This is a genomic window from Actinomycetospora chibensis (assembly GCF_028737215.1).
GTDB lineage: Bacteria > Actinomycetota > Actinomycetes > Mycobacteriales > Pseudonocardiaceae > Actinomycetospora > Actinomycetospora chibensis.
The window spans coordinates 23918-37177 of the sequence record NZ_JAQZAM010000013.1 but is presented as its reverse complement, the minus strand read 5'-3'; the positions used below and the strand labels follow the sequence as shown (position 1 = coordinate 37177).

General features: G+C 75.3%; 11 protein-coding genes. 4 read left to right on the top strand and 7 right to left on the bottom strand.

The window, feature by feature from the left end; all coding sequences use genetic code 11:
• Positions 1 to 181: 181 nt before the first annotated feature.
• Both PH189_RS20020 and PH189_RS20015 read left to right on the top strand, forming a co-directional pair.
• Positions 182 to 811 carry a hypothetical protein gene (locus PH189_RS20020; RefSeq protein ID WP_274190596.1) on the top strand — a complete coding sequence of 210 codons (630 nt, stop codon included), beginning with the start codon at positions 182 to 184 and terminating at the stop codon, positions 809 to 811.
• Positions 812 to 892: 81 nt separating this feature from the next.
• Positions 893 to 1717 carry a hypothetical protein gene (locus tag PH189_RS20015; RefSeq protein WP_274190595.1) on the top strand — a complete coding sequence of 275 codons (825 nt, stop codon included), beginning with the start codon at positions 893 to 895 and terminating at the stop codon, positions 1715 to 1717.
• A 128-nt stretch (positions 1718 to 1845) separates the two neighbouring features.
• Here PH189_RS20015 and PH189_RS20010 read toward each other — a convergent pair whose 3' ends face one another.
• The 5 genes from PH189_RS20010 to PH189_RS19990 all read right to left on the bottom strand — a co-directional run bounded on the left by PH189_RS20010 (position 1846) and on the right by PH189_RS19990 (position 7673).
• Positions 1846 to 3543 carry a glycine/sarcosine N-methyltransferase gene (locus tag PH189_RS20010; protein WP_274190594.1) on the bottom strand — a complete coding sequence of 566 codons (1698 nt, stop codon included), beginning with the start codon at positions 3541 to 3543 and terminating at the stop codon, positions 1846 to 1848.
• Positions 3544 to 3803: 260 nt separating this feature from the next.
• Positions 3804 to 5012, bottom strand: coding sequence for an OmpA family protein (locus PH189_RS20005; RefSeq protein WP_274190593.1), 1209 nt, complete (start codon positions 5010 to 5012; stop codon positions 3804 to 3806).
• Positions 5009 to 6022 (bottom strand): hypothetical protein, encoded by a 1014-nt coding sequence (locus PH189_RS20000; RefSeq protein ID WP_274190592.1) that lies wholly within the window; start codon positions 6020 to 6022, stop codon positions 5009 to 5011. The genes PH189_RS20005 and PH189_RS20000 overlap by 4 nt, the downstream gene beginning before the upstream one ends.
• Positions 6019 to 6819: a hypothetical protein gene (locus tag PH189_RS19995; protein WP_274190591.1), complete on the bottom strand. Its 801-nt coding sequence runs from the start codon at positions 6817 to 6819 to the stop codon at positions 6019 to 6021. The genes PH189_RS20000 and PH189_RS19995 overlap by 4 nt, the downstream gene beginning before the upstream one ends.
• Before the next feature lie 2 nt (positions 6820 to 6821).
• Positions 6822 to 7673, bottom strand: coding sequence for a hypothetical protein (locus tag PH189_RS19990; protein WP_274190590.1), 852 nt, complete (start codon positions 7671 to 7673; stop codon positions 6822 to 6824).
• 394 nt (positions 7674 to 8067) lie between these two features.
• Between PH189_RS19990 and PH189_RS19985 the strand changes: the two genes are divergently transcribed.
• Together PH189_RS19985 and PH189_RS19980 are read left to right on the top strand one after the other, a co-directional pair.
• Positions 8068 to 8700 carry a vitamin K epoxide reductase family protein gene (locus PH189_RS19985; RefSeq protein WP_274190589.1) on the top strand — a complete coding sequence of 211 codons (633 nt, stop codon included), beginning with the start codon at positions 8068 to 8070 and terminating at the stop codon, positions 8698 to 8700.
• Positions 8697 to 10910: a heavy metal translocating P-type ATPase gene (locus PH189_RS19980; RefSeq protein ID WP_274190588.1), complete on the top strand. Its 2214-nt coding sequence runs from the start codon at positions 8697 to 8699 to the stop codon at positions 10908 to 10910. The genes PH189_RS19985 and PH189_RS19980 overlap by 4 nt, the downstream gene beginning before the upstream one ends.
• A gap of 103 nt (positions 10911 to 11013) precedes the next feature.
• Here the strand turns inward: PH189_RS19980 and PH189_RS19975 are convergent, their stop codons facing one another.
• Both PH189_RS19975 and PH189_RS19970 read right to left on the bottom strand, forming a co-directional pair.
• Positions 11014 to 11742 (bottom strand): DsbA family protein, encoded by a 729-nt coding sequence (locus tag PH189_RS19975; protein ID WP_274190587.1) that lies wholly within the window; start codon positions 11740 to 11742, stop codon positions 11014 to 11016.
• A gap of 104 nt (positions 11743 to 11846) precedes the next feature.
• Positions 11847 to 13220 (bottom strand): cytochrome c oxidase assembly protein, encoded by a 1374-nt coding sequence (locus tag PH189_RS19970; protein ID WP_274190586.1) that lies wholly within the window; start codon positions 13218 to 13220, stop codon positions 11847 to 11849.
• Positions 13221 to 13260 lie beyond the last annotated feature (40 nt).

Below are 13260 nucleotides of genomic sequence, written 5' to 3'. Positions count from 1 at the left end.
TGCTCGGACGTCCGACCCTCACGCGGACGTTGCTCCGGCAGGAGGAGCGACGGCCACGGACGGGTCGTCCTCCCATCCTGCGCTGCGTCCCGTCACGACGGTCCGCGGGGCTGCCACTGGATCGGCCCAACCCCCGTCCCCCGGGCAGGACGGGCGTTCGGGGACGTCCACACTGGTCCGCATGGCAGCACCGGCCGCACCTCCCGGAGCACCGGCATCCGGACCGAACGGGCGCCACGCGCGGCTCGAGGACGGGCCCGCGGGGCCGCCCGGACGCTCCCGCCGCCGCCTCGCGAGCGCCCCCGTCCGCCGGGGCCCGTGGCCCTACGTCGCGACGACGGACGCGCCCGGCGCGCCGGCCCCCGCCGCAGCGAACGGGTCCCTCGCTGCTCCTGGGCGCCGGAAGTCCGCACTGATCACCCTGGCCCCCGCGCCGCCGGCCACCACGACGGTCCTGCCCGGCTCGCCTGCGGCGGCCACCGCGCACACCGGTGTCCCGGGGCTCGCGCCGGTCGGCCCGGTCGCGCCGGTCGGCCCGGTCGCGCCGGCCGGCCCGGTCGCGCCCGTCCCGCCGCGGGGGCTCGCGGCGCCGCCGACCGTGCCGCCCCCGGACGCGCCGACGTCGGTCACCCCGGCGTCGGCCGCGCCGCGCGCCCTCGCCCCGGTCGGCGCACCGGCCGCCCCGCCGCCCGCACCCGGCGCGCACGGCCCGCGGCCCCCGCGCCGCGCGCCGATCCGTCGCGGCCGTGCGCCGGGCACGCCCGTCGCCGCCTCCCGTCCCGTCTGGGGCCCGCCGCAGCACGCGCACTGACCTCCGCGGTGGGCGAGGGGCACCCCGCCCAGGTCGGACGTGCCCCTCGGCCGGGGCACCGCGACTGGCAGAGTCGTGCCGGTGGGCGAGATCGACGTGACGGCGTTCGTCGCCGACCTCGTCCCAGCGATGACGCGCCGCGTGCCCTACCGCCCACCCGACGACGGCGAGTGCGCGGCGCTCGAGGCGCTGGCCTCCGCGCTCGGGCGGGGCGAGACCGCAGGCGCCGCGTCGCTGGGCCTCGAGGCCACGGTCTCCGGGGACACGCTCGTGCTCGCCTCCGACCCGACGAGCGAGCGCGCGTGGCTCGTCGTCGTCCTGCGGCCCGGGGTGGTGCCGGACGTCGTCGTCGAGGTGCCGCACCCGAACGCCGACCTCGACACCGAGCTCGTCGGGCTCGCCCTGCGCGACCGCCGTGCCGGCGCCCTCCTGCTCCAGGCCGGGGCGCACCGCATCGCCGGGGCGCCGCCGGAGGCCACCGACCGCGTCGACTGCCCGGCCGACGTCTCGTCCCGTGCCGACGCGCCCTTCTCCCGGGTGGCGTCGGTCCTCACCGCGCGGGGGCTGCCCCAGATCCAGCTGCACGGGTTCGCGGACCGTGACGACGTCGACGTCGTGCTCTCGCCGGGCGCCGCGGCGGGCGGGCCGCTGCTCGACATCGTGGAGGCGCGGCTGCGGGCGGCGGGGGAGCGCGTGGGCACGGGGGAGGACCCGCGCTGGGCGGACCTCCTGGGGCGCCGCAACGTGCAGGGCCTCGACGCGGCGGCGTGCGGCGCGGCGTTCGTGCACCTGGAGCTTTCCCGGTCGCTGCGCCGCGATCCGGGTCGTCGCGAGGCCGTGGCCGCGGCGCTCGCCGGCGCGCTGGACGACGTCGACCTCAGCAGCGCGAGCTGGGGGATTTCCTGACCCTATCGGCGTGCTGCGTGGGATTGTCAGCACGGCTCCCACGCTGACAACACCCCGGAACGCAACACGGGGCCGGCCGGGAAGGCCCGGCCGGCCCCGCGCGTCACAGCGTGTCGTGCAGGGTTCCGTCAGCGACGGATGCGGAAGATGCCCCAGCTGAGCTGGCCGCTCTTGCCGCCGTTCACCCAGTTCTTCAGGCCCGTCTTCATGTTCGAGATGTACTCGTCGGAGATGGTGCCCTTGAACTTCGGCTCCGCCGCCTCGAGCTCGGAGAGCACGCGCCCGTAGTGGGTCGTGAGCTGGTCCGTGTGGTCCTCGAAGGTGAAGTCGTTGAAGCCGTGCTTCGCGAACTCCTCGCGGTAGAAGCCCGGCGACCCGAGGGTGTCGAGGTGCAGGCGCGCGAGGATCGGCGCGAGCGCCGACGTGTCGGCGTTGTCGTCGGCCATCGGGTCGGTGAAGACGACCTGACCGCCCGGCACGAGGACGCGGTTGATCTCGGCGACGACCTCACGGCGCTCGCCGGAGTGCAGGAACGCGTCCTGCGACCAGACGAGGTCGTAGTAGTTGTCCTGCACCGGCATGCTCTCGAACGACCCGTCGACGACGTCGACGAGGTGGTCGAGGCCCTGCGCGCGGTTCTTCTCGCGGTTCCGGTCGTTCTCGACCTCGGAGAGGTTCAGGCACGTCACGTGGCAGCCGTAGGTCTTGGCCAGCCAGCGCGCCGAACCGCCGTAGCCCGCGCCCATGTCGAGGATGCGGGTCTCCGCGGTGATGTTCATGCCCTCGGCCATCCGCTCCACCGTCCGCTGCGAGGCGGGGGCGATGGGCTCGTCGGGGCTGTTGTAGAGCCCGACGTGGATGTCCTCGCCGCCCCACACCTCGTGGTAGAAGGTGTCGGCGTCGGTCGAGTTGTAGTAGTCGCGCGCGGTGTGGACCGCGGTCGAGTAGTTCTCGGTCAATTCATCGTCCGGTCGGTAGGTCTTCTCCGCGACATGGATCCAGAAGTCGGGGCTCTCGGTCCCGTAGGTCTCCTGGAAGTCGCCGTACGAGTCGATCTTCTGGAACCCGACCTCACGCATGAGCCGGCGCACGTAGTCCTTGCGCAGCGGGAACATGTTGAGGTGGTACACCGAACCGTCGTCGTGGAACGTGTACCGGAAACGGGCGAGCCCGTCGTCGATGTACTCGGGCTCCGCGGTCACGGTGTCGCCGCAGTAGAAGAACTTGTGCTTCGACGAGAAGCCGTTGTCGAGAATCTCGTCGTAGTTGCGCTGATCGAGGATCAGGACGCCGTCGTGCTTGAGCATCGCGTAGAACTCGGCCAGCGCCTTGCGGCGGTCCCGTTCGTTGAACAGGTGGGTGAACGAGTTCCCGAGGCAGATGATGGCGTCGTACTCACCGTGGACATCGCGGTTGAGCCAGCGCCAGTCGGCCTGGACCACGCGCAGGACGTGCCCGTGCTGGCGACCGTTCTGGAAGGCCTTCGCGAGCATCTCCGCACTGCCGTCGGCGGAGACCGTCTCGAAACCGGCCTTCAGGAGCTGGACCGAGTTGAACCCGGTGCCCGTCGCGACGTCGAGAACCTTCTCGACCCCGCGGGCACTGAGCTGGTCGATGAAGAACGACCCCTCGCTGGCGGCGCGACCCTCCCAGCCGATGTAGTCGTCCCACTTGTCCACGAACCCCTTGACGTATTCCTCTTGGTAGTGGTTCGTGTCTCGGACCTCGTTCGGGTTCTCCCCGAACTCCTGATGAACATCGGCCTCGGTGTAGGTCTCCTCGAGGCCAGCCGCGGTGTCGGGGCTCCGGTCTGCGGCTGTGGTCATGTGTCCTCCGGACGTCGGTGACGCTTCCGGGGAGACGACGCTAGGCAGGCAGGCGCCGAGCCGGAAGCACCAGCAGGTCCGTACGGTCGTCAGAATCGATTCAGCGCGACGTCACACTGTGAGGCGAAAGGCGCCATCGACGCTGCTCCGACCGGGTGCGTGTGCCGGAGGATCTCCGTGACCACATCGTGCTGTGACGGCAGCCACGTTTCCGCGGGAATGCGTGGGAGCCGACGTGGGGACCGCGTGTGACCGGGCGGTTACCCGGAGGGCTCGACGATCACCGTGCGGTTGGCGCTGGCGGGTCCCGGCAGCTGACGCCCGTCCGGGCCCACGTCGTTGACGTAGCCGGGGAAGCGGCTGCCCACCCCGCGGGTGGAGATGCGGTCCGCCGGCGCACCGAGCTCGACGAGCAGGGCCTTCACGGCCTCCGCGCGCCGGGTCGAGAGGTCGACCTGACCGGCCTCGGTGCCGGCGCGCGCACTGGTGCCGGTGAGCGCGATCCGTCGCGACGGCGATTCCGTGAGGAACTGCGCGAACGGCGTGAGGACGGCGCGCGCGGCATTCCGGTCGCGGAACTCGGCGGTGTCCGGCTGGAAACCGACGGAATTGTCGTCCGGGAGCGCGGTGGTCTGTCCCGGCGTGATCGTCGGCGGCGGCGGGACGTCCACGACGCTCACCGCCGGCGCGTCGCTCGGGGCATCCCCGCCGCGGGGCTCGTCGACCACCGCGACGCACGAGGCGCCGCCCGCGGTGGCGATCGCCGTCCACAGCGCGACCAGCGAGGAGCGCTGGGCGGGGCTGAGCGCCGGCTGGGGCTCGGCGACGTCGCCGAGGCCCGCGAGGACGACCGTCTCGCCCTGCAGCCCCGGCAGCGCGTTGTTCGCCCGCAGGGCCTCGACGGTCTCGGCGGGCGGCGCGTCGAGCAGCCCGCGCTGGCGGAAGTCGAGCGGGGCGACGGTCGAGAGCCCGGAGTCGACGAGGACGACGGTGCCCGGCCGGTTGCCGCCGGCGGAGCGCCCCGCGAGGTCGAGGGCGGTGAGCACGTCGATCTCCGGGGTCTGCGCCCGCAGGCCCGTCACCGCCTCGCCGAACCCGTTGAGGAACTGGTTGCGGTCGTCCTCGGCGGCGATGCCGTTGCCGGCGTCGCTGGAGAACGTCTCGCTGCCCGCCGACACGGGCCGGCCGTCCACGTTGACCAGCGTGACGCGGGGCTCGTAGCCCTCGTCGACGGCCCGGGTGAGCACCGAGACCGTGGCGTCCTGGACGGCCTGCGGCAGTCCCGGCTCCGGGCTGTTCGCGCGGCCGGAGACCGCGAACGCCAGTGGACCTACCGGCACCGGGCAGGACAGCGCGCCCCCGGCGCCGCCGGAGAACCCGCCGCCGGCGGCGTCCTCACCGCTCGAGCAGCCGGCGGCCAGCGCCGCGGCCAGCAGAACGGACAGCAGGCCGGCAGTGCGGCTCGTCAACGATGGTCTCCGTTCGGGCTGGGCTCGGGGACGGTCGGGGTGAACGGGCGCATCTCCGGCGGCGCCTCCTCGCCGGGTACGACCTCGTTGGCCGGCGTGAACAGCGGGTAGAACGCCGAGCCGGTGAGCCCGTCGGTGACCGACGGGTTCCCCTTCTTCGAGGCCATGAGGGTGCGGGCGTAGTTCTGCAGCTCGAGCATCTCGGCCACCACCTGCTGGCGGGCCGCGCGCCAGCGCTGGTCCTCGCGCTCGCGCTCGTTCTCCTGCTGGCGCAGCGCCTCGCGGGCACGCTCCAGCTCGGCGCGGCTCGCGCGCTCGGACTCGGTCGCGTCCTGCATGCGGCGCTCGGCGCGGCGCAGGGCGCCCGCGACCGGGTTGAACGACAGGAACGTCGCCACCATCGCGGCGATCCCGCTGGCCAGGAACAGGGCACCGAACAGCATCGCAGGCAGCAGCGCGGTCAGCTCGATGCCCGACGACGAGCCGCCGAAGCCACCGCCGAAGCCGCCGCCGGAGCCGCCCGAGCCGAAGCCCCCGCCGCCGGAGCCGCCCGACCCGAACCCACCCCCGGACCCGGACCCGAAGCCGCCGGACGAGGAGCTGCTCGGGGTCATGAGCCGGGTGTAGAACGCGCTGACGCCCAGCAGGAGCCAGGTCAGCGCCGCCAGGACGGTGAGGGTGACCGACGCGCGCGGGTCGCCGCAGCGCCGCCGCGCGAGGCCCTGGCCGACGAGGTGCGCGAGCCCCACCGCCGCGGCCGCGAACCCGACCGTGCCGAGCACGATGAGCAGCGGCGAGCCCCGGAACACGCGGGCGAGCACGACGTAGAACGCCGCGATGTCGCCGCCGATGGCGAGCAGGATGATCGTCAGCGAGAGGTAGTCCTCCCGCGAACGGTTGATCATCAGGGTGGCGTCGCGGTAGGAGCGCGGCCGGACGCCGTCGCGCGGCTCGCCGCCGTCCCCCCGGGAGCGGCCGAGGCGCGCGCGGAGGCCGCCGTCGGCGCTCATCGGCCCGACCTGTCGGCCCTGTCGGCACGGTCGTCGGTCATCGGGTCTCCACGGTCGGGGGAGGACGGCGCAGTGTAGGTCGACGGGTAGGTCGACGGGTCGCTCGGCCCGCGCCCGGACGGCGGGCGCGGGAGGGGGCCGGTCGGCGGATCGGCCGGGGGTACGTAGAAGTCCTCGGTGCGGTCCCCCGGCCGGCCCCCGGCGCGATCCGCGTGGCGGCCGCCCGGGCGGGCGGTACCCGGCGCGGACGGCCCGTCCTCCTGGTCGTCACCCCCGACCGGTTCCGTGAGCCGATCGCGGGCCTCGTCGTAGTCGCGCCGGGCGATCGCGAGCGCGCGGCGGTCGCGTTCGTGCGCGGCCTCGGCGTCGGCCAGCTGCTGGCGCGCACCGCCGACGAGGCGGTCGATGACGGCCTGGTGGTCGGCGTGCTGGGAGTCGATGCGCGAGAGCCACCCCGAGGCCCAGGACGCGATCAGCGGGTCGAGCGCGCCACCCGTGCCCTCGTCGACGCCCTCGAGCAGCTCGGCGACGAGCGTGCGCACGCGGCCCCGTGCCGCCCCGATGTCGGGGCTGGCCTGATTCGGGTAGGGCATGGGCCCGACGCGGTCGGCCGCGTAGACCTGGGCGAAGCGGCGCTCCTCCGGGGACGCGGAGGCGAAGCTCACCCCGGGCAGGTGCGAGAGCGGCGCGCTCGAGGATCCCTGCTGGGGCCCCGACGGCGGCGTCGGTGTCGGGGGACGGGCGGTCTCGCTGCGGCGCCCGGGCCAGAACCTGCGGGTGGCCCTGCGATCGGGCATGGCTACTCCTGGTGGGTCGGGGCGCCGGACCCGGTGGCGGTCTCGGGGGCACGGCGGGCGGCGGGTGCGGTGGCGGTGCCCCACGGCGGGGTCGCGCCGTGCGGTGACGACGCCGGGACGGGACCCGCGTCCCCGGCGCTCGCGGCACCCGGGTCGGCCGTCTCGGCGGCGACGACCCACCCCGGGACGACGGGGTGCTGGGCGGCCAGCGCGGGGCCGATGCGGTCGCCGGCCGGGTGCCGGCGCACGAGGTGGCGCTCGTAGGCGCTGACCCGCCGCATGACCTGCGCGTGCAGCCGACGGACGCGGGTGGCACCGACGAGCTCGCACGCGCGGATCGAGCTGCCCAGACGCGCGAACTCCACCCGCATCTGCGTGAGCTGGGAGTGCAGCCGCGCGCCCTCGTCCACGAGGGGCCGCCGGGTCGCCTCGTGCTCACGGGCGCGGCGCGCGGCGACGACGTCGTCGGCGGTCTCGCCCTCGCCTCCGCGGCGCACGGCGAGCTGGTCGGTGTCGAGGAGCACCGGCAGTGCGTCGAGGCGCGCGCGGGCCCGGGCCAGCGCCTCCTCGGTCTCCGGGAGGCGCGCCGCGAGGGTCGCGCGGGTCTGGTGCATCGGCGACACCTCGAGGTCGACGCGCAGTCGCTCGCGGTGGACCCGGGCCAGGAACATCTGGTGGAACTCCTCCAGCGCCGGCGTGCCGACCGGGCGTCCCGGCTCGAGGCTCGGGAGCCCGGCGCGGGCGTCGGCACGCGCCTGCCACCAGTCGCGACCCCGGGCGAGCCAGCCGTAGCGGGGCAACGGCGAGCCCGTGGCGGAGCGGGACGGCCCGTCCGGCCCTGCGGGCCTGGTCATCGGGAGCTCGTCCGGGGCTGCCGTTCCACCTGGCGGGTTCCTCCTGCGTCGGCCCGGGGTTGCACCGGTTGCGTCCGTCGAGTCTAGGCCGCCCCCGGCAGGACCCTCACGTGCGACCGGTGCTGCGCGGCGGAGCCGCTTGCTGTCCTGCGGGCCGGCGCTCGTCACCCTCGCGTTCGAGGAGGACCCCCACACCCCGCGCTCGGGCGTGACGCTCGCCGACCGCCGGATGCCTTCGGCACGTGAGTGATCCGGGTCGTGGGGGCGACCCACTTCCTTCACGTGCGAAGCATCCGGGAACTCGCGGGAGCTCTCCGACGACCGGTAGACGATGGCCACGATCCCGTCCCCACCCACCGATGTCCTCCCCGTCGCCGGGGCGCACCATCAGGGGGTGGACGTCTCCGACACGCGGGCGGGTGAGGACGCGGTCGACGACCCACCCGACGGCACCGCCGTCTCCTCGCGCGGCGTCGGCGGCGTGCTGCTCGTCGGCGGCCTGGTCGGCGCGGTGGTGTCGCTGCTGCTCCTGCTTGACAAGCTCGCGCTGCTTGCCGACCCCACGTTCGTCCCGTCCTGCAGCATCGATCCGGTGCTGTCCTGCGGCACGATCATGCGGACGGCGCAGGCGTCGGTGCTCGGCTTCCCGAACCCCGTGATCGGGCTCGCGACGTTCCCCGTCGCCGCGGCCCTGGGCGCCCTCGTGCTCGGCGGGGCCGCGCTCCCGCGCTGGGCCTGGTGGGGCCTGCAGGCGGGCACGACCGCCGGGATGCTGTTCGTGCACTGGCTGATCGTCCAGAGCCTCGTGGTCATCGGTGCGCTGTGCCCGTGGTGCATGGTCGCCTGGGTCGCGGTCATCGCGATGTTCTGGAGCGTCACGGTCGAGAACCTGCGTGCGGGCCGGCTCGGCGGCGCGCCGGCGTCGCTGCGCCGTCACGGCCGGGGGCTCGCCGCCTGGTACCTCGTCATCGTCGTCGCGATCGTGGCGACGTTCCCCGCGTGGGCGGCGGGACTGGTGGGGCTGTGACGGCCCCGTCCGTCGAATCCACCGTCCTCGACCTCGAGATCGGCGGCATGTCGTGCGCGGCCTGCGCGGCCCGGATCGAGCGCCGGCTCAACCGCCTCGACGGCGTCGAGGCCAGCGTCGACTACGCCGGGGAGGGCGCCCGGGTCGTGCTCGCGTCCGCGGAGGTCACGACGGCCACGGTCGTCGAGACCGTCGGGAAGCTCGGCTACACGGCGCGGCCCGCGCGCCCGGTGTCCGCTGGGTCCCCGGGGTCGTCGGGCGAGGACGACGGGCCGTCCGACGACGCGGAGCTGCGCGACCTGTGGCGTCGCCTCGTGGTCGCCGCCGCGCTCTTCGTCCCGGTGGCCGACCTGGCGCTGGCGATGGCCGCGGTGCCCTCGCTGCGCTTCCCCGGCTGGCCGTGGGTGCTCGCGGCGCTCGCCGCGCCGGTGGTCGTCTGGTCGGCGTGGCCGCTGCACCGGCGCGCGCTGGCCGGGCTGCGCCACGGCACGACGTCGATGGACACGCTGGTCTCGCTCGGGATCGTCGCGGCGACCGTGTGGTCGCTCGTCGCGGTCGTGCGGGGTGCCGGGCCGGCGCCGACGGCGAGCACCTGGGACCTGCTGCTGCACCCCTCCGGCCCCGTCTACCTCGAGGTCGCGGCCGGCGTGACGACGTTCGTCCTCGCCGGTCGATACGTCGAGCGCCGGGCCCGCCGCGCCTCCGGCGACGCGCTGGCCGCGCTCGCCCGGCTCGCCGCGCGCGACGTGACGGTGCTCGACGACGACGGCACCGAGCGTCGCGTGCCGGTGGGCGAGCTCCACGTCGGCGCGCGGTTCGTGGTGCGGCCCGGCGAGAAGGTCGCGGCCGACGGGCGGGTGGTCTCCGGGCGCTCGGCGGTGGACCGCAGCATGCTCACCGGCGAGCCGGTGCCGTCCGAGGCGGATGTCGGCGACCCCGTGGTCGGCGGCACGGTGGCGGTCTCCGGGCGGCTGGTGGTCGAGGCGACCGCGGTCGGCGAGGCGACGGCGCTGGCCGGGATGGTGCGCCTGGTACGGGACGCCCGCGCCGACAGGGCCGACGTCCAGCGCCTCGTCGACCGGATCTCGGCGTGGTTCGTGCCGGCGGTGGTCGTGCTGTCCCTCGCGACCGGGCTCGGGTGGTGGCTCCTCGGCGCGGACTGGTTCTCGCCCGCGCTCGCCGTGCTCGTGATCGCGTGCCCGTGCGCGCTGGGCCTGGCGACGCCGATGGCGATGGTCGTGGCGTCGGGGCGCGGGGCCCGGGGCGGCATCTTCCTCAAGGGGCACCACGCGCTCGAGACGAGCCGCCGCGTCGACACCGTGGTGCTCGACAAGACCGGGACGCTGACGACGGGGCGGATGGCCGTGGTGTCGGTGCTCGGTCACTCGCCGGACCTGGTGCTGGCGCGCGCCGCCGCCGTCGAGCGGGGCTCGGAGCACGCGATCGCGACGGCGGTCGTGGCCCACGGCCCGGGGGACGTGCCCGCGCCGGTCGATTTCGTCGCCCTGCCCGGGCTGGGCGCGCGGGCGGTCGTGGACGGCGCCGAGGTGACCGTCGGGCGGCCCGACCTGTTCGAGGTCGGGGTGCCCTCCGACCTGCGCGCGGCATGGGACGACGCCGAGGCCGCGGGGCACACGGTCGTGGCGGTGGGCTGGGACGGTGTGGTGCACGGGGCCGTGGTGCTCGCGGACGACGTGAAGGCCAGCGCGGCCCCGGCCGTCGCGGCCCTGCGCGCCGCCGGCCTGCACCCCGTGCTGCTCACCGGCGACCACGAGCGCGCGGCCCGCACGGTGGCCGCGGCCGTCGGGATCGACGACGTCGTCGCCGGGGTGCTGCCCGAGGGCAAGCTCGCGGTCCTGGCGGAGCGCCGCGCGGCGGGCGCGGTCGTCGCGATGGTCGGCGACGGGATCAACGACGGCCCGGCCCTCGCCGCCGCCGACCTGGGCCTCGCCGTCGGCACGGGCACCGACGTCGCGCTCGAGGCCGCCGACGTGATCCTCGTGCGCGACGACCTCACCGCGGTCCCCGAGGCGCTCGCCCTCGCCCGCGCCACCCACCGCACGATCCGCGTGAACCTCGCCTGGGCGTTCGGCTACAACGTCGCCGCGATCCCGCTGGCCGTCGCGGGCCTGCTCAACCCCCTGCTCGCCGGCCTGGCCATGGCGCTGTCGTCCCTGCTCGTCGTGTCCTCGAGCCTGCGTCTGCGCTGATCATCCCTCGCTCCACGGTCGCGATGATCAGGAGCACCTGATGCGCGCCTCGGGCGAGCATGACGTGGACGACGCGCGCCTGATCATCGGTCGGAGCGCGCCGTCAGCCCCCCAGCACCTGGTCGAGCTCGGTCGAGCCCTGCTGCTGGAGCTTCCCGTCGACGACGATGGTCGGGGTGCCGAAGCTGCCCTGGCGCTGGAGAGCGGGGTCGTTGGACGCCTGCTCGAAGTTCTGGGCGATCTCGCCGGCGTGGCGGTTGCTCGTCACGCACTCGGCGTAGCCCGGCCCGGCGCCGGCGCGCTGGCCGAGGTCGACGAGCTGCGCGGTGTCGTAGCCGCGGCCACCCTCCGGCGGCTGGGCGGCGTAGAGGCTCGCGTGGACGGTGGGGAACGCCCCGTTCTCGGCTGCGCAGATGATCGCGTTGCCGCCCGCTGAGGAGTAGCCGGGCGGGTTCGAGCGCTGGTCGAGCAGGTTCACGAGGTGGTAGCGGACCTGCACGCGCCCGGCCGCGATCGCCTGGGTGATCGGCTCGCCCGCCCGCTGCTCGAACGACTGGCAGGCCGGGCAGAGAGCGTCCTCGTAGAGGTCGATGGTGTGCAGCGCCGGCCCCCCGGCGGTCACGACACCACCCTCGACGCTCGTCGGGTAGGACGCCGCGACCGGGGTGACCGGGATCGCCTGCCCCGAGGCGTCGGAGGGGCCGCCGGCGGAGAACAGCACGCCCCCGAAGACGACGGCCGCCACCAGCACCACGGCGACGATCCCGACGATCAACGGCGTCCGGGACGCCGTGCGCTTCGGTGGTGCGGGGCGCTTCGGGCGCGTGGCCATCCGGGGGATCCTCCTCGTGTCTCCGGTGGCGCCGACCCTCGCAGCGCCCGTCGTGCCGGTCGCGCCGAGGGCCCCGTCGGTTCCCCGCGGATCGCGACGGGCGCTCAGCGGCCGCGAGCGAGGTCGGCGAGCATCGCGTTCCACGCGGCGAGCTCGGCGTCGCCGTCGCGGTCGGCGTGCCGGTCGCGGCGGGTCGCGTCGCGCTGGTCGGCGCGCGACCACTGTACGAGCAGCGCGATGACCACCACGAGCAGCGGGACCTCGCCCGACGCCCAGGCGATGCCGCCGCCGAGGTGCTGGTCGGCCAGCAGGTCGGGCACCCACGGCAGGGCCAGCTGGCCGAAGAACTGCTCGCCGATCACGGTGCCGGCGCCCATCAGCGCGACGCCGAAGAACGCGTGGAACGGCATCGCCGCGAGCAGCAGCGCCAGCCGGCCGAGGTGCGGCAGCGGCCGGGGCGCGCGGTCGACGCCGATGATCGGCCAGAAGAAGAGCGCGCCGGTGAGCAGGAAGTGGGTGAACATCAGCTGGTGCGCCCAGTGGTAGGGCAGCGCCAGAGCGTAGAGCGGCGAGAAGTACAGCGCGGAGAACGAGCCGACGAACAGCGCGAGTGACACCAACGGGTGGGTCAGCACCCGCGCGAGCGGGGCGTCGAGCAGCGACAGGAGCCAGGCACGGGGCCCGTCCGGTGTCGCGGGCAGGGCGCGCAGCGCGAGCGTCACCGGACCGCCGAGCACCAGCAGGACCGGGACCAGCATCGACAGCAGCATGTGGACGCCCATGTGCGAGCTGAACGTCGCCATCGCGTGGGAGCCGAGCCCGGAGCTCGTCGCCCACAGCAGGAGCGCACACCCGACGAGCCACGCGCCGGTCCGCCCGGGCGGCCAGGCGTCGCCGCGCCGGCGGAGCCGCCACGCACCGGCGAGGTACGCCCCCGTGAGGACGAGCGCCACCACCGCCCACAGCAGGTTCAGCCGCCCGGGCCCCAGCACTCCGAGCACGGTGGGGGCGTCGAGCGGGTAGCCGAGCAGCGTGTCCTGGATGGTCGTCGGGGCCGCGAGGGCCGGGGCCGGTTCGCCGGCGAGCAGGGCGGCGACGCCGGCGGCGCCGGTGAGGAGGACGAGCGCCTGTCGTCGCGCCACCGCGGCGACCCCGAGCAGCACCAGGAGCACGAGCGCGAGCGGACCGTGGACGCCGGCGAGCCAGGCCCCGCGCACGAGGACCACCTCGACGACGACGGAGCCGGCGACCGTGACGCCGGCGACGACCAGCACCACGGGACGCCCACGGGCGGCCGCCGCGCGGTCCGGGCCGGGGACCAGCGCCTCGAGCACGAGCAGCCCGAACCACACCGCGCCCGCGACGGCCGCGAGCACCGCCGCGTCGGTGGCGACGTCGTGCCCGGCGCCGGCGCTCGCGACCTGCCCGGTGAGCACCGGGGCGACGACCGCGAGCGCGGCGAGGGGCACCGCGCCCACCGCGACCGCAGCGAGGGCGCCCCTGGCTGCTCCCGACGCA

What these genes read in the sequence shown, in the direction of transcription:
- PH189_RS20020 (WP_274190596.1), top strand. Translation starts at nt 182, where the DNA reads ATGGCAGCACCGGCCGCACCTCCCGGAGCACCGGCATCCGGACCGAAC.
- PH189_RS20010 (WP_274190594.1), bottom strand. Translation starts at nt 3,543, where the DNA reads ATGACCACAGCCGCAGACCGGAGCCCCGACACCGCGGCTGGCCTCGAG.
- PH189_RS19990 (WP_274190590.1), bottom strand. Translation starts at nt 7,673, where the DNA reads ATGACCAGGCCCGCAGGGCCGGACGGGCCGTCCCGCTCCGCCACGGGC.
- PH189_RS19995 (WP_274190591.1), bottom strand. Translation starts at nt 6,819, where the DNA reads ATGCCCGATCGCAGGGCCACCCGCAGGTTCTGGCCCGGGCGCCGCAGC.
- PH189_RS19975 (WP_274190587.1), bottom strand. Translation starts at nt 11,742, where the DNA reads ATGGCCACGCGCCCGAAGCGCCCCGCACCACCGAAGCGCACGGCGTCC.
- PH189_RS20000 (WP_274190592.1), bottom strand. Translation starts at nt 6,022, where the DNA reads ATGAGCGCCGACGGCGGCCTCCGCGCGCGCCTCGGCCGCTCCCGGGGG.